Source organism: Brucepastera parasyntrophica, from assembly GCF_022376835.1.
In the GTDB taxonomy this organism is placed as follows: Bacteria; Spirochaetota; Spirochaetia; order Treponematales; family Treponemataceae; genus Brucepastera; species Brucepastera parasyntrophica.
Genome location: NZ_CP084606.1, coordinates 2,099,403 through 2,119,922 on the forward strand (window position 1 = coordinate 2,099,403; position 20,520 = coordinate 2,119,922).

Annotated in this window: 18 protein-coding genes and 1 pseudogene; 15 read left to right on the forward strand and 4 right to left on the reverse strand. The window is 45.8% G+C overall.

Features of this window, described 5'->3' with window-relative positions:
• Nucleotides 1-31 precede the first annotated feature (31 nt).
• Nucleotides 32-817 carry a hypothetical protein gene (locus K7I13_RS09925; protein ID WP_255945178.1) on the forward strand — a complete coding sequence of 262 codons (786 nt, stop codon included), beginning with the start codon at nucleotides 32-34 and terminating at the stop codon, nucleotides 815-817.
• A gap of 89 nt (nucleotides 818-906) precedes the next feature.
• Here K7I13_RS09925 and K7I13_RS09930 read toward each other — a convergent pair whose 3' ends face one another.
• Together K7I13_RS09930 and K7I13_RS09935 are read right to left on the reverse strand one after the other, a co-directional pair.
• Nucleotides 907-1,839, reverse strand: a complete 933-nt coding sequence (locus K7I13_RS09930) for a leucine-rich repeat domain-containing protein (protein WP_255945180.1) — start codon at nucleotides 1,837-1,839, stop codon at nucleotides 907-909.
• On the reverse strand, nucleotides 1,836-2,312 hold the full coding sequence (locus K7I13_RS09935) for a leucine-rich repeat domain-containing protein (RefSeq protein ID WP_255945182.1): 477 nt from the start codon (nucleotides 2,310-2,312) through the stop codon (nucleotides 1,836-1,838). The genes K7I13_RS09930 and K7I13_RS09935 overlap by 4 nt, the downstream gene beginning before the upstream one ends.
• A 178-nt stretch (nucleotides 2,313-2,490) precedes the next feature.
• Between K7I13_RS09935 and K7I13_RS09940 the strand changes: the two genes are divergently transcribed.
• From K7I13_RS09940 to K7I13_RS09980, 9 genes and pseudogenes are all read left to right on the forward strand, one after another.
• Entirely contained in the window at nucleotides 2,491-2,967 is a 477-nt protein-coding gene (locus tag K7I13_RS09940) for a hypothetical protein (RefSeq protein ID WP_255945184.1), read from the forward strand.
• Between the two features lie 66 nt (nucleotides 2,968-3,033).
• Nucleotides 3,034-4,053 (forward strand): hypothetical protein, encoded by a 1,020-nt coding sequence (locus K7I13_RS09945; protein ID WP_255945186.1) that lies wholly within the window; start codon nucleotides 3,034-3,036, stop codon nucleotides 4,051-4,053.
• Between the two features lie 226 nt (nucleotides 4,054-4,279).
• The gene (locus tag K7I13_RS09950; RefSeq protein ID WP_255945189.1) at nucleotides 4,280-5,584 is read left to right on the forward strand and encodes a mechanosensitive ion channel family protein; all 1,305 of its coding nucleotides are present in this window, start codon (nucleotides 4,280-4,282) and stop codon (nucleotides 5,582-5,584) included.
• An 84-nt stretch (nucleotides 5,585-5,668) separates the two neighbouring features.
• Nucleotides 5,669-7,395, forward strand: a pseudogene (locus K7I13_RS09955) (DNA repair helicase XPB).
• Nucleotides 7,396-7,513: 118 nt separating this feature from the next.
• Nucleotides 7,514-9,190 (forward strand): hypothetical protein, encoded by a 1,677-nt coding sequence (locus K7I13_RS09960; RefSeq protein WP_255945191.1) that lies wholly within the window; start codon nucleotides 7,514-7,516, stop codon nucleotides 9,188-9,190.
• Nucleotides 9,157-9,594: a hypothetical protein gene (locus K7I13_RS09965; protein ID WP_255945193.1), complete on the forward strand. Its 438-nt coding sequence runs from the start codon at nucleotides 9,157-9,159 to the stop codon at nucleotides 9,592-9,594. The genes K7I13_RS09960 and K7I13_RS09965 overlap by 34 nt, the downstream gene beginning before the upstream one ends.
• Nucleotides 9,595-9,722: 128 nt before the next feature.
• Entirely contained in the window at nucleotides 9,723-10,517 is a 795-nt protein-coding gene (nagB, locus tag K7I13_RS09970) for a glucosamine-6-phosphate deaminase (RefSeq protein ID WP_255945195.1), read from the forward strand.
• Nucleotides 10,518-10,583: 66 nt separating this feature from the next.
• Nucleotides 10,584-11,345 (forward strand): AI-2E family transporter, encoded by a 762-nt coding sequence (locus K7I13_RS09975; protein WP_255945197.1) that lies wholly within the window; start codon nucleotides 10,584-10,586, stop codon nucleotides 11,343-11,345.
• Between the two features lie 43 nt (nucleotides 11,346-11,388).
• Nucleotides 11,389-11,730 carry an AI-2E family transporter gene (locus K7I13_RS09980; protein ID WP_255945199.1) on the forward strand — a complete coding sequence of 114 codons (342 nt, stop codon included), beginning with the start codon at nucleotides 11,389-11,391 and terminating at the stop codon, nucleotides 11,728-11,730.
• Between the two features lie 11 nt (nucleotides 11,731-11,741).
• Here K7I13_RS09980 and K7I13_RS09985 read toward each other — a convergent pair whose 3' ends face one another.
• Nucleotides 11,742-13,004 carry a hemolysin family protein gene (locus K7I13_RS09985; RefSeq protein ID WP_255945201.1) on the reverse strand — a complete coding sequence of 421 codons (1,263 nt, stop codon included), beginning with the start codon at nucleotides 13,002-13,004 and terminating at the stop codon, nucleotides 11,742-11,744.
• Nucleotides 13,001-14,284, reverse strand: coding sequence for a hemolysin family protein (locus K7I13_RS09990; RefSeq protein ID WP_255945203.1), 1,284 nt, complete (start codon nucleotides 14,282-14,284; stop codon nucleotides 13,001-13,003). The genes K7I13_RS09985 and K7I13_RS09990 overlap by 4 nt, the downstream gene beginning before the upstream one ends.
• Before the next feature lie 393 nt (nucleotides 14,285-14,677).
• Here K7I13_RS09990 and K7I13_RS09995 point away from each other — a divergent pair, with 393 nt between their 5' ends.
• The 5 genes from K7I13_RS09995 (at nucleotide 14,678) to K7I13_RS10015 (ending at nucleotide 20,519) form a co-directional block, all read left to right on the forward strand.
• Nucleotides 14,678-14,827: a Nif11-like leader peptide family natural product precursor gene (locus K7I13_RS09995; RefSeq protein ID WP_255945205.1), complete on the forward strand. Its 150-nt coding sequence runs from the start codon at nucleotides 14,678-14,680 to the stop codon at nucleotides 14,825-14,827.
• A gap of 297 nt (nucleotides 14,828-15,124) precedes the next feature.
• Nucleotides 15,125-15,745: a nucleotide exchange factor GrpE gene (locus tag K7I13_RS10000; RefSeq protein WP_439647432.1), complete on the forward strand. Its 621-nt coding sequence runs from the start codon at nucleotides 15,125-15,127 to the stop codon at nucleotides 15,743-15,745.
• Between the two features lie 131 nt (nucleotides 15,746-15,876).
• A complete protein-coding gene (gene dnaK / locus K7I13_RS10005) occupies nucleotides 15,877-17,808 on the forward strand; it encodes a molecular chaperone DnaK (RefSeq protein WP_255945209.1) in 1,932 nt (643 codons plus the stop codon).
• Nucleotides 17,809-17,871: 63 nt separating this feature from the next.
• Nucleotides 17,872-18,996, forward strand: coding sequence for a molecular chaperone DnaJ (gene dnaJ, locus K7I13_RS10010; RefSeq protein WP_255945211.1), 1,125 nt, complete (start codon nucleotides 17,872-17,874; stop codon nucleotides 18,994-18,996).
• A 140-nt stretch (nucleotides 18,997-19,136) separates the two neighbouring features.
• Nucleotides 19,137-20,519 (forward strand): PP2C family protein-serine/threonine phosphatase, encoded by a 1,383-nt coding sequence (locus K7I13_RS10015; protein WP_255945213.1) that lies wholly within the window; start codon nucleotides 19,137-19,139, stop codon nucleotides 20,517-20,519.
• Nucleotide 20,520: the final 1 nt, after the last annotated feature.

Sequence of the window (20,520 nt, forward strand, 5' to 3'; positions counted from 1 at the left end):
ACCGCTTTGCGATTTTAAAAGGAAGGATAGTATGAATCAGGATCAGATAAAAGATATGCTGCTCGGACTGGAAGATACCGGGCTTGAATTTTCAATAACAATGACAGGCAAAAAGAGCCGCAAGGTAAACGGCCTGTACAAACCCGAAACTCATGAAATTCTTCTGCACAACAAGAATTTTGATGATGAAAACCAGCTGATATATACCGCCATACATGAGTATGCCCATCATCTCCAGTGCGAACTGAACGGCGGTCTCAATACGGGCCGCGCCCATACCGCGGCCTTTTGGGCCTGTTTTCATGATTTGCTGGAAAAAGCGGAAAAGAAGGGGCTGTATAAAATCGGTGTGGAAAAATCGGATGAACTTAAAGCCCTTACGGAAGAAATCCGTTCCAAATATCTGGCGGAAAACGGCCGGCTTATGAATGAGCTCGGGAAGCTCCTGACGCGGGCCCATGTGCTGTGCAGGGAGGCCGGCATCCGTTATGAAGACTATATCGACAGGATTTTATGCCTCCCGCGTTCAGCTGCAAAGACCATGGTCAGAGTGAGTTCCCTGGATGTTAATCCTTCTCTCGGGTACGAGGCAATGAAAATTGTTGCTTCACAGAAGACCCCGGAAAAAAGGGCCGCCGCCGAACAGCAGTTCCTTTCCCAGCGCAGTCCCGATACCATAAAAACAAATCTTTCCCGGAAAGAGGAAAATGACGATCCGAAAACCAAACTTGAAAAAGAAAAAAAGAGGCTGGAAAAAACAATCGCCCAGCTTACTGCCCGTCTTGAACATGTTGAACAGTCGCTTGCCAGCATATAGGCAAGGTCTAACCGAACGCAGGCCCGCGAACGATCACTTCGTTCGCGGGCCTGCGTTGTTTTTCTTTTATATACAATAAATACTTTGATTTATTGACTTATCTGAAAGTCCTTCCAGCCTTCGGCGCTTTGGTAAGCAGCGAGCGAAGCCGCAGGCACAGTGAGGGTGATAAAGCTTTTGTCCACATTGCTAAATACCGAGTGGTGAAGCGCCGGAGGCCTTGCGGCATTAATCGTAATTTCCATTATATCTTTGCAGTTAGCAAACGCGTAATTTCCAATGCCGGTAACACGCCTGCCGATGGTGATTTCTTCCAAAGCCCCTACGCCGCTGAAAGCATTGGCCGGTATCCGCCGTACCCGGTCGCCGAAGACAACTGTTGACAATACCCTGCAGTTGGCAAAAATACCGGAGCTGGTAAAATTATCGCAATTTTCCGCGTTGAAATAGACGGTTCGCAGCCGGGTACAGCCCGCGAAAACCCCATCATACATTTCAGTAACATTTTCAGGAATCGTGAGTGATGTTATCGCGGTATTGCGGAATGCCGCGGCAAATATTGTGCTTACTCCGCTTCCGATGGTTATTGAAGTAAGGTTGGAGCAGTTATCAAAGGCGGAGTTCCTGATGATAGTTACAGTATCGGGAATAGTTACTTCCCGCAAACTGCTGCATGCCGTAAAAGCCCTGCTTCCAATCTCGACGACATTGCTGCCGAGGGTAAGGGATGATAACTGGATACAGGCATGAAAGGCGCTTTCACCGATATGGGTTACCCCCGACCCGATAGTTACCGTTTGTACGCTCTTCTGTCCAAAGAAGAGGAAATTGGGAATGCGCCGTACCGTATCGCCGAAAATAACGGTTTTTAAGGCGTTGCAGTTTGTAAAGGGTTTATCGCCCGTAATTACCAGGTCCAGCACATTTGCGGCATTGTAATACACAGTAGTTAAGCGGGTGCAGTCGGTAAAAGAACCATCCGCAACTTCAACAATCCCCTCGGGGATGGTGATGGAGGTCAAGCCGCTTTTCTGGAAGGTTCCCCAAGGATTTTGGTAAGGCCGCTGCCTATTGTTACGGAGGCAAGGGCGCTGCATCCGGAAAAGGCGCTGTTGCCCAGGACGAGGACGCTGTCGGGAATCACGACAGCCGTTAAGGCTTTGCAATTCTCAAAGGCCCAGGAGCCGATTCTGGTTACGGTATTGGCAATGGTCACGGATTGCAGGTTGGTATGACTATAACCGTTGAAGGAATGCCTGCCGATGGCGGTGATGCCGTTTTCTATTACCACGCTGGTAATGTTGAGTTTATGGGCATTCCACGGCGGATTATCGAGAGAGATGACATCAGGCATTTCCCCGGTGCCGCTGATTGTCAGCGTCCCGCCGTTAAATTTCCAGGTCAGATTGTTGCCGAAGCTGCCGCTTTGGGCAAAGGCATTTTGAGCTAAAATTAAGAAAATAAAAAGAACAGTTCCTATAATATGTTTCTTCATAAGAATTTACCTCCTGTCAACATACACTATATCTATTATATTGCTTTTGTCCACCGCCCTGATAGGCGATAGGATATATTATTATGTTACATCTGCTTCATTTGAATTTATTCTCCGGCCATTTCAAAAAAACGGCGCCTAACTTGCTGTTTCCTGTATGTATGGTATAATTGCCAGTATGAAAGGAAAGACCATTTTAGCGGCGGTTTTTGTATTCGGCTTTTTTTTCCGGATATGGGGCCAAAGCGGATACATACCCCCGAATCCTGTTGCCCCGCCTGCCATAACTCCGGTTGCGCCTCCTGCGGTTCCGTCAGTTGCCCCTCCGTCACCTCCGAAAATAACACCTTCGCCCCAGCAGGCCGATTCCGGAAAAAAGCAGGAGCAGAAAAAAACAACCGGCACAGACGATGCCGCGGCTCTTTTATCACTTATCAATCCTGATGAAAACAGCGGCGCTCTGCTTCAGCTGCTTCAAAACCAGGACGACGATTCTTCAATATCAAATGTACTGAATGTGCTCACGGGAAATACAAAGCAGAAAAAAGATTCTTCTCTGACTGACCAGCAAATCATAGACCTTCTCAAGCAGATTCTCGCGCTCCTCGAAGAACAGAAAAAAACGGCTGATCCCGCCCCGGCTGAAACACAGTAAATTCTTCTTCTCTTTTACTTTAGTGCGCCGTGAAGCGTACCGATAAGCTAGATACAGGAGTCTTTGATGAAAAATATACGGGTTCTTCCTCTTCTTTTGCTGTGCATTTCTCTGGGAGGAATGGTATATGCCGAAACAAATTCCATGATTATGGACGGGACAGACAAGTCGGGCAGCAGATTCAATCCGCTTTTCCCCTATGCCTTAACATGGAAGGGCGCGGCGGAAATGGCGGAACTCCGGGCAGCCAGTCTGGTTTCCGTACCCACCTATGAAGAATTTGTTGAACGCAATAAGGAATCTCCGAGGCTCCAGTCTGTTCTTTTGAATAACGATATTTTTGCCCTGTACGGAAAACCGGGCGCGCGCACCATGGGGATACTCGGTCAGTATCCAATTGATGAAATAGAAAACATAATGAATGATTTTGTCCGGGTATATGATGTGGCAAATGGCAGAAGAGGAATTATCCCGGCCTTTTATATAATTTTCGGGACCTGCTGGCCGGAAGGTGACATCGGTATTACCCCGGACAGGGTTATTAAACAGTATATTGAATTTGCCCAGGCCCGAGGCTGGTATGTTTTTCTGGACCATCAGATCGGTAAATATACAGTAGAAAGCTCGATGGAAAAAATGCTGCCGTATTTAAAATACTCCAATGTACACCTGGCCCTGGACCCTGAATGGCGGACTACAAAGCCGATGCAGGAAATCGGCTCGGTTTCCGGGGAAGAAATAAATACCGCCCAGAAAATGATGCAGGACTATCTTGTTGAACACGGACTCCCGGGCCGGCGGATGCTTGTGGTCCACCAGTTTAAACCGAAAATGATTGCCAACAGGCCGGCGATAAAAACGGATTTTGAGCTTGTTCAGCTTATTCACTGCGCGGACGGTATAGGCTCTCCCGCGCTGAAGAAAAATTCATACGCGGCAAATGCCTATGCAGAAAACATGCCGCTTAAGTCCTTCAAGCTTTTTCTTGAGCCAAAGGTTGAGGGCGCTATATATGATCAGCCTCTCATGACTCCGGAAGAAGTCCTCAGTCTTGACCCCCGTCCGTACCTTATTATGTACCAGTAAAACAGCTGTAAAACAGATCGGTCTCTTTTCCGGTTTTTCATACGGGTATTTTCCGGAAAAAAATTTACATTCTACTATTTATATAAAATCTTTCTCCTTTTGCCCCGAAAAAATTGAGATTTTTTCGGGAATCGGGTATATTGGTATAAGCAATCAGAAATTTTAATAATTTGTGTGCAGGCCGGACAAAGGCATATCCCGAAAATAAACCGGAGGTAATTCTGTAATGAATCTCATTCATTTATTTGAAAGATGGATGGCTCCCTTGTATACTAATCTTTCAATTACAGAATCGGCGCAGGGAATTATTAATTATATTCTTTCTCTTGTCTGCCTTTCGGCCCTCGCTTTTATATCAGGGAAGTTTTTCAGATTTATCTCCGGAAAAATTATCGGCAGGACTGTTGAAAAAACCCGCGGCAAGTGGGATGACTATATGCAGCAGAGCGGTTTTTTTTCCCGGCTTACGCGGCTCATAACTCCTATTATTGTGTATCTGATTATACCGGTTTTTTTGCCGGTGGAAAACATGGTAACCGAATTTATAAGACGATGTATTGTCGCGTATATTTTCGGAAATGTAGCTTATACACTCGCGGCCTTTCTTGACGGTATAAACACAATTTATCAGGCTTCGAACGGGGAAATGGCCAGGCAGAAGCCTATCAAGGGTTATCTGCAAATGATAAAAATTTTCATTTATATCATTGCCATAATCCTGATTATTACCGCTGTTATGGATGTTTCACCTGTCGGTATTCTCAGCGGACTCGGGGCCATGAGCGCCGTTCTGATGCTGGTCTTTAAGGATTCAATTCTCGGCTTCGTTTCCAGTATGCAGCTTTCTGCAAATGACATGGTACGGATCGGCGACTGGATAGAGATGCCCAAGTACAATGCGGACGGTTATGTTATTGATATAACGCTCCAGTCCATTAAAGTGCAGAATTGGGATAAAACCATTACGACTATCCCGATTTATGCCCTGATTTCCGACAGTTTTAAAAACTGGCGCGGCATGAGCGATTCCGGCGGCCGGAGAATAAAACGTTCAATTTATATTGATATGACTTCCGTCCGGTTTCTGGCGGAGGATGATATTAAAAAACTATCAGACCTGCGGCTGCTGTCTTCATATCTGGCCTCAAAGATAATGGAAATTGAAGAACATAATAAGAAGCTCGGGGTCCCGGAACATGACTATGTTTCCGGACGGCATTTGACAAATCTCGGGACCTTCCGCGCCTACATTGAAGCCTATCTGGTTGATAATCCGAATGTGCATCAGGGGATGACGCATATGGTACGTTATCTGGAAACCGGCGCGGAAGGGCTGCCCATGGAATTATACCTGTACACTTCGGATACGCGCTGGGTGAAGTATGAAGGGATTCTGGCTGATATTGTGGACCACCTGCTGGCTGTAATGCCTGAATTCGGACTCAGAGTGTTTCAGAATCCTTCAGGGTGGAATATGGATAATATTTCAAAAGGCATTTCCTGTTTAGATAATAAGCAGAAAGAAGATTGATTTGGGGGCTTTGTTTGATTTATGTGTAAAAAAACACGCTGTTATGCCTGTTCTTGTGAAATCGGCTCGGGGCAGTAGTTTGTTATGACGGATACTTTTTTGAATCCGCTGATAGTTCAGGGAGACAGAACAATCCTCCTCGATGTCCATACGCCCCGTTCCGAAGACGCCCGCGCCGCTCTTATTCCGTTCGCTGAACTTGAAAAATCGCCGGAGCATTTGCATACATACCGGATAACCCCGCTTTCACTATGGAATGCCGCCAGTGTCGGATTTGGCGCGGAACAAATCATGGCTGTTCTCCGCCGGTTTGTCCGTTTTCCCGTTCCCGGAGCTGTAGAACAGTGGATTATCGAAACAATAAACCGGTTCGGAAAAATTCGGATGGTCGCTATGGACCGGCGGGAAAATTCTCCGAATACTGATGCTGCTGATGAATATATCTATCTGGTGACAGACTCAACGAAGATATTCAGGGAGATCGCCTCGTCAAAACAAATGGCAAAATACCTGATTCCGGACGCTGAAAAGAAACGGTTTTCGCTCGCGATGCTCAACCGGGGAACGGTAAAACAGGAGCTTCTTCATCTTGGCTGGCCGGTAAAAGATGAAATCCCCCTCAGGGCCGGCGAGCCTCTGGTTTTTTCACTCAGGGATATATGCCTGACCGGCAAACCTCTTACCATACGGGATTACCAGAAAGAAGCTGCCCACGCTCTTGTCGGCGACAAGGGGCCCGGAACAGGATTCGGTACAATTGTCTTGCCCTGCGGCGCCGGAAAAACGATTGTAGGTATGAATGTTATGTCTCTTTTACAGACAAACACGCTGATCCTTACAACCAACATAGTAGCGGTCCATCAATGGATTAATGAATTGCTGGACAAAACAGACCTTTCTCCGGACGATATAGGTGAATATACCGGCGGCGCTAAAAATTTAAAACCGGTAACTATTGTGACCTACCAGATTCTCACCTGGCGGTCTTCAAAAGAGGAAGATTTTCCCCACCTCAGAATTTTCAGGGACCGGCCCTGGGGATTAATCATTTATGACGAAGTCCATTTGCTTCCTGCTCCTGTTTTTCGTATTACTGCCGAACTCCAGACCGTCCGCCGGCTCGGGTTAACAGCCACGCTTGTCCGTGAAGACGGGAGGGAAGGGGATGTGTTCAGCCTTGTCGGTCCGAAGCGCTATGATGTTCCATGGAAGGACCTCGAAGGTCAGGGATGGATAGCGACTGCGCGCTGTATTGAAATAAGGACCGATATGGACCCGGAACAGGAACTGCAGTATGCGGTTGCGTCCCCACGGGAAAAATACCGTATTGCAAGCGAAAATGAACGGAAAAAGAATGTGATTAACGCTCTTTTAAAGAAGCACCGCAATGATTCAGTATTAATCATAGGGCAGTATATCCGCCAGCTGACTGAAATTGCCGGCGCTTTAAATATACCGATCATTACGGGAAAAACACCGACCGAAGAACGCGAGCGGATTTACGGGTCTTTTCGTTCAGGTGAATTGAAAACCATTGTTGTATCAAAGGTAGCCAATTTTGCAATTGATTTGCCCGACGCTTCCGTGGCTATCCAAATTTCCGGAACCTTTGGCAGCCGCCAGGAAGAAGCCCAGCGCCTTGGAAGAATTCTGAGGCCGAAAGAAAAAAACTCGTTTTTTATACCATCATTACTGCCCAGACAGTGGAAGAAGATTTTGCCGCGAACAGACAGAAATTTCTTGCTGAACAGGGTTATGAATACGCAATCTTGCGCTGGAATGAAGAAACCGAGGAGGAATATTCCGCGTAGCAGCTATCACCGTCCGGGGTATTTTAATAAAGAATGCGGCAGCCGGCAGCATTCTTTTTGCAAGTTGTCAGAATCTGTGTATATTTAGAATAAACATGCGCTATTTTAAGGAAAAGAAATGAATTCTGAAAATATAAGAAAGTGGCAGGAATCACTTTTACAACTTTCCGATAAGTACTTCTTCGATCTGGTTCGTCTGTATCTTGGGGCTGTTAAAACTCCGTATAATAAGCAGCGGCTGGTTGAAGAATTGACCGACTTCCTGAGGAAAAAGAAAATACGGTACTGTTTGCTTGTAAGTCTTGATAACTTTGATTTGCTGATATTATCCGCAATTTCGGAGTTGCCGTATCCGACCCTTGAAAAAATAAGCGCCTTTTTTTCCGGATCATATACCTATTCGGAAATTCATGAGCGCATATTAAATCTGGAAGAACGCTTGATTATTTTTCGTGAAAATGAGGTATACACCAGGGCCTATGCGCTTAATCCTGTCCTTGCAAATGATATACTTCCGCTGCTCGATCCTGAAAATCTCATTCCTCCCGCCGTTATTGATCAGCCCTTTTTATCACAGCTCCTTTTTGATGATCTAACGCTCACAGCCCTGCTCAGCCTTTTTCTGCATACTGAAATTGCTGTGACAGGCGACGGGAGTTTACGGAAAAAAAATATAGACCTTATTAAACAGGTGTTTCCGCAATTTGCGGAAAATATAGAAAATTTTCTCCTCATAATAAAAGCTTTACAGCAATTAGGCCTTCTGGCGCAGCAGGAAGACCGGCTTGCCGCAAATGTGTCCCAGTGGAAGGCTTTTGCGTTCCTTTCATTTGAAGAGCGGCTTGCCTATATTGCCGCGGCGGCTGACGGAAATTTTTCCCGTGATATTTTACAGCAGCGGGCTCAGCAATTCAGGACTTTCCTTGCGGAATGTGTCCCCGGCGCCCGGTATAAAAAAGAAACCATCGACCGCATGATTTTTCTTCTGGCGGAAAAATCCGCCCTTTCCGGACTTTCCGCGCCGCGCGGAAGGCTTGCCTCCATGCTTCAGGAAAACAGAAAAGCGCCGGTGAATACTTCATCCGAAAGCAGCCGGATGAGCTATATTGATATAGCCCTCCTGTTCGGTTATCTTGACGAACGGGACGGACTGATAACCGTAAATACGGCCCTGTTTCAAAGGCCGCCGGACGCGCCGGAAAAAAATGCCGCGTCAAAACTGGTAGTTTCTCCGGCTTTCACAATAACCCTTATGCCCGGGTTTACGCTTTCTGAAATGATTGACCTCGCCTGCTGCGCCGAGATACGCAGTCTTCAGACTGTGGCTCAGTTTGAACTGACAAAAACTTCCTGCATTAACGCCTTTTATCTGGGAGAAAACGCGGAAAAACTGGTCAAGACGCTGCAGGAAAAAAGCGAACAGCCTCTTCCGGGGAATGTTGTATTTTCAATTCAGGACTGGTACCGGGGATTTTCATCTGCCGCGCTGTTTCAGGGCTTTGTCCTGAGTATTGATGAATCCCGCAGAACCGTTTTTGAAAACAATCCGTACTTTAACCGTTTTGTGCGCGAAACGCTTGCGCCCGGAGTATATCTTCTGGAAGCGGAATCCAAGGAAGACCTGAAGGAATTTTTTGATGCCGCCGGATTGAATTTTCTTCAGACAAAAGCTGCCTCTTCCCCCGGGAAGGCAGTCCCCTTCCTTCGCTCGGAGAGAAAAAAAAGCCGGAACAGAAGGAACCTGCATCCACCGAAAAAAATATGCCGGAAAAAAATACCAGTGAAGAATATATAATTCTTCGCCGTGAGCTTATTGAATCCCTTGATTCTCTGCAGCTCCCGGCAGATATGCACGAAGCCCTGCTGTCACGAATTAACCGGAGAATAGTCCTTGATTCCGGACAGCTCAATCCGGAATCGATCCGGCTCGAAAAAATAGAAGCGAAAGGAATGGATTTCCTCGGCAAGATACGGATTGTGGAATATGCAATTGCTTCCGGTTCCCTGCTCAGGATAGAGCTGGATAAAAAGAACGGAAACCGTACAATACTTGGGCGGCCCCTTTCTACTGAAAAGCTGCCCGGCGATGTGGGAATAAAAATCATTACCGAACCGGATCATCTGATTGAAACGGTTCTCCTCGGGAAAGCCGTATTGGTCCGCCGTATCCAGGGTTCAATATTTTCGGAACTGGCATAGCCCTCTTATTGATTTTTCCGGGTATCCTGTTTTTTTTATTTGCAGCTTCTTTCAACCTCCTTTATAATAGCCATACGGCCTGTGGCAGCATTTATTATAGTTATTTGTTATAGGCATAAGGAGTTTGTATGAGGGTCGTAATAAAAGAAGATTATGCTGTTTGCGCTGAATGGGCGGCAAATCATATTGTTGAGCGGATAAACACCTTTTCTCCGACGGCGGCGAAACCGTTTGTACTCGGGTTGCCAACCGGGTCGACTCCGCTTGGTGTATACCGGGAACTAATACGCCTGTATAAGGCCGGAAAAGTTTCCTTCAAACATGTAGTTACCTTTAACATGGATGAATACCTCGGGCTCGATGCAAAGCATCCCCAGAGTTATCACCGGTTTATGTATGATAATTTTTTCAGCCACATTGATATGGATCAGGCAAATATACATATCCTTGACGGCATGACTGCGAATCCTGTTGAAGAATGCAGTAAATATGAAGAAAAAATTGCTTCATACGGCAAAATCCATCTGTTTATGGGCGGCGTCGGGGCCGATGGGCATATCGCCTTTAATGAACCCGGTTCATCCCTGTCTTCCAGAACCAGAGTTAAAACCCTGACCCAGGACACTATAATCATGAATTCCCGGTTTTTCGGCGGGGACCCTGATCTGGTCCCGACAAAAGCTTTGACCGTCGGTATCGGTACCATAACTGAAGCAGAGGAAGTAATGATTCTTGCGACCGGCTATACGAAGGCCCGGGCGCTTCGCCATGCAATTGAAGAAGGTGTCAATCACATGTGGACAATCAGCGTATTGCAAATGCACCCGAACGCCATTATTGTCTGTGATGAAGATGCCGTTGACGAACTGCGGGTAAGCACAGTCCGGTACTTCAAGGATATAGAAGGGAAGCGGGGCAAGTAGCGCTCCGGCGCAAGTTCCCTTTTCCCGGGGTATGCAAACCGGCGGATTTGTTATTATAGTTTAATTATGCCGCAAAGAAAACAAATACAAACCATTTCGCTGATCGGACTGCTGGCCATAATGCTTATTCTCATGGGTATGATTTTTCTGCCTTATGCTGATGTGCTTTTATGGGCCGCCGTTTGCTATATTCTGATTGACCCCCTCTATTCAAGAATTCTCAAAAAAATGAATCCGAAAAAGCGTTTTTATGAAGCAAAACGGCATTTGCTTGCGGGTACTTTTGCCGTCCTTACGGTTTTGCTGCTGATCGGAATCTTTTTTTTCATAGGCTTTAAACTGATCGGGCAGATACGGGTTTTCATTGATCAGGTTAAACAGTTTATCCTGGAAAATCCCCACTTTTTTCAGGACGAAGACCTTGGCGTAAATATAGCTGAAAAAGCCAGGGAATTGTCCCTTGGCGCGATAGATCTTTCTTCCTTTGATTTAAAGGCCGAGGCCCTCAGCTTTCTGAATTCCTATGCTGAAAAAATTATGTCAACCGCTGGAAACCTTATAAAAAATATCAGCGGCTTTGTTGTTTCCCTGGTTTTTGTATGTTTTTCACTGTACTTCTTTTATGTTGACGGCAAGGCCCTCGCGCGGATTTTTATAAACGCTATTCCCATTGATAAGAATGACACCCAGCGTCTGCTTTCAAAATTCCGGGACGTTACCAAAAACCTTTTCAGGGGATTTTTTCTCGTCGCGTTTTATCAGGGTGTCGCTGCGCTGATAATATATTCCCTTTTCAGGGTCCAGGGGCCCTGCTGTTTTCAGTCCTGACTATGTTCTGTTCGTTTGTTCCCATGTTCGGCTGTGCCCTCATATGGTTTCCTCTGGGATAGGTCTTATATTTACCAAAGGCGTCGGTTACGGCATTGCTTTTCTGCTTACCAGCGCTCTCTTTATCAGCTTTTTTGATAACTTTTTGCGGCCTTTTTTCCTGAAGGAACAGATACGTGTTCACCCTCTTTTGATTTTCTTTTCCATCCTGGGAGGAATTAAGGCCTTCGGTTTTAACGGAATCCTGCTCGGACCCATAATTATTATACTGTTCTTCACAATTGTTGATATCGCGCTTGAACAGGAACCCAGCAATTATACCGGCGAACCGGAAACTCTTCCGGAAAAAACGGTCCCGAAGAAAAGTAAATCGCCGGGGACATAACCCGGATACGGTCAGCTGTGCAGAAAAATGTCTACCCGCAGGATTTTTCTGTTATGCTGTTCATATATCTTGAAATCTGCGTTCAGGTTATGGTAAACCTCTCCCGCCTCGGGAAGTTTTCCTGCAAGTTCCATAACAAAACCTCCGACGGTTTCAAAATATTCGGAATCGAAAGAAGTCTTGAGCAGCGCGTTCAGGTCATCCAGCTTCAGGTCGCCGGGAACACGGATATGGCCGGCGGAAAAAACCTGAACCTTTTCGTATGGTTTAACGGCGCCTCTGTCATACTCATCATTTATCGTTCCGAAAACAGCCGCGATAGCATCATCTATCGTAACAAGCCCTACTGTCGCACCGTGTTCATCCACTACAATGGCCATATTTGAACAATGCTGGTCCATTTCATATAATAAATCGTAGGTTGACTGCGTTTCCGGAACAAACAGAACGGGCCGGATGAGTTCCTTTACGGCAGGCTTTTTCCCCTTTTCAATACTGAACAGAATATCTTTGTAATGTATCATGCCCAGAACATTATCAATCGTATTTTCATAAGCCGGTATGCGTGAAAACTGGTGAACCCTGAAAAGTTCATAAATTTCCCTTAGCCCAGTATCAACGGAAACCGCAATGATATTGGTCCGGGGCGTCATGATTTCCTTCAATTTTAAATCGGTAAAATCAAAGGCGCGGTTTAAAAGATTGTGTTCATCTTCTTCAAGCACGCCTTCATCCTTTCCTACAGTCATTATGGTCCGCAGTTCATCTTCCGTAAGGCTATGGCCTGAATCAGGCATAATGAATTTAAGGACTTTTATAAAAAGGGTATTGACTGCCGAAAAAACGGCGGAAAGAGGCCTCATAATTATCAAAAAAACGGAAACTATCGGCGAAAACCTCCGCGCCGTTCCGAGAGGATTCTGGGCCGCAAGTGTTTTCGGGGTTGATTCGGAGAAAAGTATAATCACGGCTGTCATTACAAGCGTAGCAATCCCCACGCCGCTATTCCCGAAAACACTTATTGCGAAGGCCGTCGCTATACTCGACGCCCAGGTATTGACAATATTATTACCGATTAAAACGGAATTCAGCATTCTCTCCGGCCTGGCCAGAATCTTCACTATGCGTTTGTCCGAACGGTTTTTGCTTTTTTTCAGTTGCCGCAGCTGCACTTTTGAGATGGATGAAAAAGCCGTTTCTGAAGCCGAAAAAAATGCGGAGAAGACAAGCAATATCACGAGAGGTAAAATGGTAGTTACGAGTAATGTATTCATATACTGTCCCTCCCGGTCTCATCTTCAGCTGCCAGGCGGACAGTGACGGTATCAATACGGTTTTTTCTCACCTTATCTACCGTAAAAGTGAATCCCTGTTCGGTCACTGATGTTCCTTCGGAAGGCAGAGCGTCTGTTTTTTCCATAATAAAGCCAGCAATTGTATCATAAAACTCGGAAGCCAGATGTATCCCCAGATGCTCATTCAGAATATCAAGCCGTTCATTTCCCGGAATAATTTCTTCCGTTTTCAGCGTTTCTCCATTCCCGGTCTCCTGAGGCTGGTCTTCACCGGCAGCCTTTTCTCCGCTGTCTTTTCCCTTCGGAATACGGGCGGGTGTATCATATTCGTCCCGGATACCCCCGAAAACTTCTTCGATAATATCTTCTGTTGTTACAATACCGGATGTCCCGCCGTACTCATCAATAATTATCGCGACATTCTGGTTAGCTTCCTGCAATTGCTTCTGGAGGACTGAAATTTTCTGGTTTTCAAAAATAAAAAGGGCCGGCCGCATGATTTTTTTCAGTGAAAACTGCTCCGGATCCCGAATATCGGTAAACAAAAAATCTTTTACATACAATATGCCAAGAATGTCATCCAGGTCTTTGCCGTAAACAGGGAACCTCGAATGGGTCGAAGTATCGGAGAGCTGCAGAATTTCGGAACGTGTTGCCGTAACCGGGATAAATGAAATATCCGTCCTGGGGGTCATAATATCCCGGGCGTTCAGATCGGTATAATTGAAAATTTTCCGCATCATGGCGCTTTCTTTTGTTTCTATTACACCCTGTTCGGTGCCTACCTCAATCAGCGTTTTCAGGTCTTCTTCTGTGACTGTTGTTTTGTCCGTATTGGTACGGACCCGGAACAGCTTCATAATAATACGTATAAAACCGGAAATAACGGAAACAACAGGCGACATCACAAAAACCAGAATCATCAGGGGAAAGGAAAATTTCAGGGCAATCTTTTCGGGAATAAGAAGCGCGAAGGATTTTGGCAGTATTTCTCCGAAAACAAGAATAACAACGGTCGCTATGGCGGTTGCAATACCTACACCGGCGCTTCCGGTAAGCTGGACGGCTATGGCAGTCGCAATGGACGAAATGGCGATATTGACAATATTATTGCACACCAGAATCGTATTGATAAAGAAATCCTTTCTCTTCATCAATTTTTCAACCCGCGCGGCGGCTTTATTCTTTTTTTCCCTGAGATATCTGATATGCAGCTTGCTGGCGGACAAAAAGGCTATTTCCGAAGCGGAACAGAACATTGAACACAGTAATAACGCAATAAAGATGATAAAGTAGATAAGGGCAGAGGGGGTTCAGTTGACTCCATATAAATATATACACATAATAATCAAATTTTTTTGGAAGAGTCAATTGTTTGCCTGTCCTGCCGGAAAAATGTCCTGTTTTTTGCCTGCGGCGCCTCATAAAACCCCGGAGCGGCAAACCTGATTTCCTATAATAATGCGGTAATGCATAAAAGCACCCTTCCTTTTTTTTGTTTAGTTAGTATATTTACTATGAAAAGGCGTTCTTGCAAAACTCAAAGAACGGTAAATGAGGGAGAATATTACCTAACAATATATTTTTCAATTTACGAAACTATATATTACAATGTATAATTAAATCGTAAAAATGCTGATGAGGAGGACAGAATGGGTTTTACTGAATTTAAGACTAGAATGAGCACCGATGACGCTTTTGCAGCAAAATTTGATGAAATAGGAACGATAGAAGAATATGTGGCACTCGCAAAAAAAGAAGGATACACTATAACTGTAGAAGAAGTCCAGAAAAATACGTAATTATAAAGATACCAACGGAACCTGATCCGGAAACTATATACCTGTCTGAGAGGCCGGACATAGTTTTCGGATATCTTTCGGCAATAACTGCAATAGTATTATAATGCCCGCCGTATTTTTACCGGCAGACCGTGCATATATAATTTTTTAGTTACCCGGCTAATTATTTTTAGTATATTATAAAAGGATACACCAAAATTACTCTAATGGTACTTTTGTGTTACTGGAACAACATTTGAAGTGCTTTTTATAGTGAGAAAATATTGACCGCTTTGCTTTCATATTAGTATCTTTTTTTTGAGGAATAAAATGAAAAAACATGAAGAAAAGGAAGAAATTTCCGGACCCGACTACGAAAAAAAGCTGTCCGAGCCCGATACTGAAGCAGTTGTCGAGCAGGCCGCAGGCAAGCCGGGGGAAAAAGAAACGGCGGCCGAAGGGACTGATTCTCCGGAAAATCTTGAAAAAAAATGCGCGGAATTGCAGGATCTGTATCTCCGGAAAGTCGCTGACTTTGATAATTACCGCAAGCGCATGATCAAGGAAAAGCAGGACGCCATAGATTATGCAAACACAAACCTGCTTGTAGACCTGATCCAGGTTCTTGATGATTTTGACAGGGCTATTGAAGCCGGAGCTTCTCCTGATACCGGATCGTTATCCGCCTTTGTGGATGGAGTTATCATGATCCGCAAGCAGATGGCTTCAATGCTTGAAAATAAATACGGGCTGGTTTATTACCCCACCGTCGGAGAAGTGTTTGACCCGAATATTCAGGAAGCTATAGGTTCGGTTACCGCTCCCGAAGTTAAGGAACCCACTGTCGCCGAGGAATATGTGAAAGGGTATAAGCTGAAGGGAAGGGTTATCCGGCTCGCCAAAGTTATGGTTGCAATGCCAGAACAGCCGGATAAATAAGCCTCCGGTATTCCGGACGGACGCATAATTATAGTATGTAAAAGCGGAAAAAAGCAGTATCTTATATGTAAGGAACAAAAAAGAATTAAATAAGATAATTAACTTTTTGAGCATAAAGGAGAATATATAGTATGGGAAAAATTATTGGAATTGACTTGGGAACAACCAACTCTTGTGTCGCTGTTATGGAAGGCGGCGAACCCGTTGTTATTCCGAATTCGGAAGGCGGCCGGACTACCCCCTCAATTGTAGGTTTTACGGCAAAAGGCGAACGAGTGGTAGGCCAGCCGGCTAAAAACCAGATGATCACCAATCCGGAAAACACAATATATTCCATCAAACGGTTTATTGGACACCGGTACAGTGAACTGTCCGGCGAAGCAAAGCTTGTTCCATATAAAGTTGTTGCACAGGGAGATGAGTGCCGCATAGATGTTAACGGAAAACTGTATTCTCCTCAGGAAATAAGCGCCTTTATCCTTCAGAAGATGAAAAAAACCGCTGAAGATTATCTCGGCGAACCGGTAACGGAAGCTGTTATTACGGTTCCCGCTTATTTCAATGACGCCCAGCGTCAGGCCACTAAAGACGCCGGTAAAATCGCCGGGCTTGATGTAAAACGCATAATCAATGAACCGACAGCCGCGTCTCTCGCTTTCGGGTTCAATAAGGATTCGAAAAAAGAGAAAACGATTGCCGTATATGACCTCGGCGGCGGAACTTTTGATATTTCCATTCTTGAACTCGGCGACGGGGTTTTTGAAGTCAAATCAACCAATGGCGATACCCGTCTTGGAGGTGATGACTTTGACCGCCGCATAATGAACTGGCTGGTTGATGAATTCAAGGCCGATACCGGTATCGATTTGTCTCAGGACCGTATGGCCCTGCAGCGTCTCCGGGAAGCGGCTGAAAAGGCAAAAATCGAGCTTTCAAACGTCACCAATACGGAAATCAATCTGCCCTTTATTACAGCCGACGCAAACGGCCCGAAGCATTTGCAGAAGAGCCTGTCCCGCGCGAAATTTGAGCAGATGACCGATGATCTTTTTGAAAGGACAAAGGACCCCTGTAAAAAGGCTATCAAGGATGCCGGCGTTTCTGTAGATAAGATTGACGATGTTCTTCTTGTCGGCGGTTCGACCCGCATGCCGAAAATCATGCAGATTGTAAAGGAACTTTTCGGCAAGGAAGGCTCAAAAGGCGTCAATCCTGATGAAGCGGTCGCCATCGGCGCGGCCATTCAGGGCGGTATTCTCGGCGGAGATGTAAAAGATGTCCTGCTTCTTGATGTTACTCCGCTTTCACTTGGTATTGAAACAATGGGCGGTGTGTTTACCCGTCTGATTAACCGGAATACAACCATTCCGACCCGCAAGAGCCAGGTTTTTTCAACTGCGGCGGACGGACAGACCGCTGTTTCCGTGCATGTTCTGCAGGGTGAGCGCGAAATGGCCAGTCAGAACAGAACCCTTGGGAAATTCGATCTTATCGGTATACCTCCGGCGCCCCGCGGGGTTCCGCAGATCGAGGTAACCTTCGATATCGACGCCAACGGTATAGTCCATGTTTCCGCAAAAGACCTGGGCACCGGAAAGGAACAGCATATCCGCATTGAAAGCTCAAGCGGATTGAGCGAGAATGAAATTGACCGGATGGTAAAGGAAGCGGAAGCAAATGCCGCCGCTGATAAAGCTGAAAGGGAAAAGGTCGAAACCCGCAATGAAGCTGATTCCATGGTTTATCAGACCGAAAAAACTCTCAAGGAAATGGGCGATAAGGTAAATGCCGCCGATAAGCAGGCTATAGAAGAGGCGGTCGCCGCCCTTAAAACCGAAATTGAAGGCGGTGATACCGAAGCCATTAAGACAAAAACCGAGGCCCTCAAACAGGCAACCTACAAGATTGCCGAGGAAATGTACAAGCATACTGAAGGCGCGAATCCTGACATGGGCGGAGCCGCCCAGCAGGAGCCCGAAGAGGCCGCCCCGGAACCAGGACCCGACAAGGGTTCTGCCGACGATGTGGACTATGAAGTAGTCCGCGACGACGATAAGCAGTAAGTAAGGCGGGAATCCTTGACAGGGATTCCCGTTTTTTGCAGTATACTTACAGCGGGGTTTTCTGTGGCAAAAAAAGATTATTATGAAGTTCTTGGCGTACAAAAAAGCGCAACAAAAGATGACTTAAAAAAAGCATACCGTAAACTGGCTGTGCAGTATCATCCGGATAAAAACGCCGGAAATAAAGAAGCTGAAGAGAAATTCAAGGAAGCTTCCGAAGCGTATGAAGTGCTTTCCGATGACCAGAAGCGGCAGATTTATGACCAGTACGGCCACGCCGGGCTTGAAGGCATGGGCGGCGGGGGTTCCGGTGGTTTTGATCCGAGCCATTTTCAGGGCTTTGAGGATATTTTCGGAGACTTCGGAGGAATTTTTGAAAACCTGTTCGGCGGCGGTTCTTCCCGCCGGCGTTCTTCTTCCCGTGGAAGGAGTGCAACTCAGGGAGCAAGCCTCCGGTACGACCTCCAGATATCCTTCCAGGAAGCCGTCTATGGGACCAAGGCTGAAATCCAGTATCACCGGAATGAAACCTGTACTACCTGTAAGGGTACCGGCGGAACCGGGAGAAAAACCTGTACCACCTGCCAGGGGACCGGTCAGGTCCGCCAGAGTTCAGGGTTCTTTTCCATTGCTTCACCCTGTCCTGTCTGTCATGGTGAAGGGTCTATAATAGAAAACCCGTGCAAAGACTGCGGCGGCTCCGGCGTACAGACAAAACGCCAGAAAATTATTGTTACAATTCCGCCCGGGGTGGAAGACGGTAAAAAGATCAATATTCCCCGTCAGGGCGACGCCGGTCCAAACGGCGGCCCCTACGGCGATCTGTATGTTTTTATCCGCGTAAAACCGCATCCCTACTTCGAGCGTTCGGGACAGGATTTGTATGTCGCTATCCCCATTTCAATAACGCAGGCTGCTCTCGGCGCAGAGATAGTGATTTCATCCCTTGATAAAAAACAGCTTCGCCTGAAAGTCCCGTCCGGGACACAGAACGGCAAGCTTCTGCGGATCAGGGACGAAGGAGTGCCGGCGCCTTCCGGCAAAAAAGGTGATTTGTATATTAAAATCATTGTGCAGGTTCCGGCAAAGCTGTCTCCGAAGGCAAAAACCCTGCTTGAGGAAGTTTCCAAAATTCAGGGTGAAAATACCGAACCGACACCTGTTCCCTTTGCTGATAAGCAGCACTGAGCTGAAAAATATCAATAAAACAGGAATTGCCCGGCAATTCCTGTTTTTTTTTGTTCTCAAATAATTGAAGCTGTGTTACAATAACTATATTGGTTTTAAAATTGACCATATAATCTCTTCACACTAAGAGGTATTTCAAGATGATTCGGACCCGGAAACGGCTCGCTAAACTTGTTATTGATATATTTGTCGGATTAATTTTTACCTTTTTCATGTTTATTATTATTCCGGATTTCCCTTTCAGCGGACACTTTATTGCGGCAGCCATTGTTTTCTTTGTTGCGACGGCGGGCGCCTCTCTGCTCGTAAGCGCTGTCTGGTCGCGCATGGAGTATAAATGTTTCCATATTGACGCCAACAGACTGTTTGTCCGGTTTATTGACCGGCTCAGGTTTTCCTTTACCCTGGAAGATTTAATAGATTCGATACAGGGCGTACTGGAATATGAGGCCGACTGTTCGGTATTATATGTTAACTCGGAAAATTCCTACGTAATTTATAACAGTCCCGGCAGGGTAGTTACCGATCCCAAAACCCTGGAAACACTCAACCTCAATTTTAATCACCGCTGGCCGGAGGGTTTTTATCTTATAGATGAAAATATGGGCCTCGTTTCCGAATTTAAAAACGCCCGCGGTTTTTTTCTTGTATATGAAAAACAGCATTTTTTCGTAATGTGCCGTTATATGGAAGTTTTTGAAGAAAGTCTTTTTACCAATATGGTATATGAATTCGGCAATTTCCTGAAACGTTCCCGGACAATCGCCGAACTGACGGCCATTTCCGAGCTTTCAAAAGAATGGAATATGATCGCGCAGACCCAGCTTTCCTTCCTTCCAAAGGATACGTCAGGAATAGCGGGTATAGATATATCCGCATATTTCCGTCCCCTTGTTAATGTTTCCGGGGACTTCTATGATGTTATTCCGCTCGATGAAAACAGAACCTTTTTCCTGCTTGGAGACGTTTCCGGCAAGGGTCTCGCTTCTGCCCTTGTTATGGGTGTTATCATGAATACCGTTAAGGTTATTGAAAACAAGGAAGACCTTCCCGGCGTTGTCAGGGCGGTTGATACCGCGATCAAGTCCATGCATTTGCAGGATAAATACGCGGTTCTTTTTATCGGTATTGTCGATACCAAGAAGATGACCATCAGATATGTTAATGCTTCAATGGCTGATCCCCTGATTCTGAGCAAGTCTCCGCAGGGATATAAAATCAAGTCACTGCCTTCAACCTGCAGTCTGGTTGGTATTCTTGAACTTGGGGATATAGATGAAGAAGAAGCAAACCTGTACCGGGGCGATGTTATTTTAATGGCTTCGGACGGTATTTCGGAAGTTATGGATGAATCCGGCGTAGAGCTGGGTGATACGGAATTGTATTTGAATACGCTGCGGAACAGCGCACCGAAAAAGGCCCAGCCCTTTTTGGATGATTTGATTGATCTGGTATTTTCATACAACGGTGATAAAAAACTGCGCGACGATATTACTGTGCTCGTTGCAAAAATTGAGGAGTAAC

Bases quoted from the DNA above. Each gene is read 5' to 3' on its own strand.
- K7I13_RS09925 (WP_255945178.1), top strand. From the start codon at position 32: ATGAATCAGGATCAGATAAAAGATATGCTGCTCGGACTGGAAGATACC.
- K7I13_RS09945 (WP_255945186.1), top strand. From the start codon at position 3,034: ATGAAAAATATACGGGTTCTTCCTCTTCTTTTGCTGTGCATTTCTCTG.
- K7I13_RS09980 (WP_255945199.1), top strand. From the start codon at position 11,389: ATGGTTTCCTCTGGGATAGGTCTTATATTTACCAAAGGCGTCGGTTAC.
- nagB (WP_255945195.1), top strand. From the start codon at position 9,723: ATGAGGGTCGTAATAAAAGAAGATTATGCTGTTTGCGCTGAATGGGCG.
- K7I13_RS09950 (WP_255945189.1), top strand. From the start codon at position 4,280: ATGAATCTCATTCATTTATTTGAAAGATGGATGGCTCCCTTGTATACT.
- dnaK (WP_255945209.1), top strand. From the start codon at position 15,877: ATGGGAAAAATTATTGGAATTGACTTGGGAACAACCAACTCTTGTGTC.
- K7I13_RS09990 (WP_255945203.1), bottom strand. From the start codon at position 14,284: ATGTTCTGTTCCGCTTCGGAAATAGCCTTTTTGTCCGCCAGCAAGCTG.
- K7I13_RS09960 (WP_255945191.1), top strand. From the start codon at position 7,514: ATGAATTCTGAAAATATAAGAAAGTGGCAGGAATCACTTTTACAACTT.
- K7I13_RS09975 (WP_255945197.1), top strand. From the start codon at position 10,584: ATGCCGCAAAGAAAACAAATACAAACCATTTCGCTGATCGGACTGCTG.
- K7I13_RS09965 (WP_255945193.1), top strand. From the start codon at position 9,157: ATGCCGGAAAAAAATACCAGTGAAGAATATATAATTCTTCGCCGTGAG.
- K7I13_RS09935 (WP_255945182.1), bottom strand. From the start codon at position 2,312: ATGAAGAAACATATTATAGGAACTGTTCTTTTTATTTTCTTAATTTTA.
- K7I13_RS09985 (WP_255945201.1), bottom strand. From the start codon at position 13,004: ATGAATACATTACTCGTAACTACCATTTTACCTCTCGTGATATTGCTT.
- K7I13_RS09940 (WP_255945184.1), top strand. From the start codon at position 2,491: ATGAAAGGAAAGACCATTTTAGCGGCGGTTTTTGTATTCGGCTTTTTT.
- K7I13_RS10015 (WP_255945213.1), top strand. From the start codon at position 19,137: ATGATTCGGACCCGGAAACGGCTCGCTAAACTTGTTATTGATATATTT.
- K7I13_RS09995 (WP_255945205.1), top strand. From the start codon at position 14,678: ATGGGTTTTACTGAATTTAAGACTAGAATGAGCACCGATGACGCTTTT.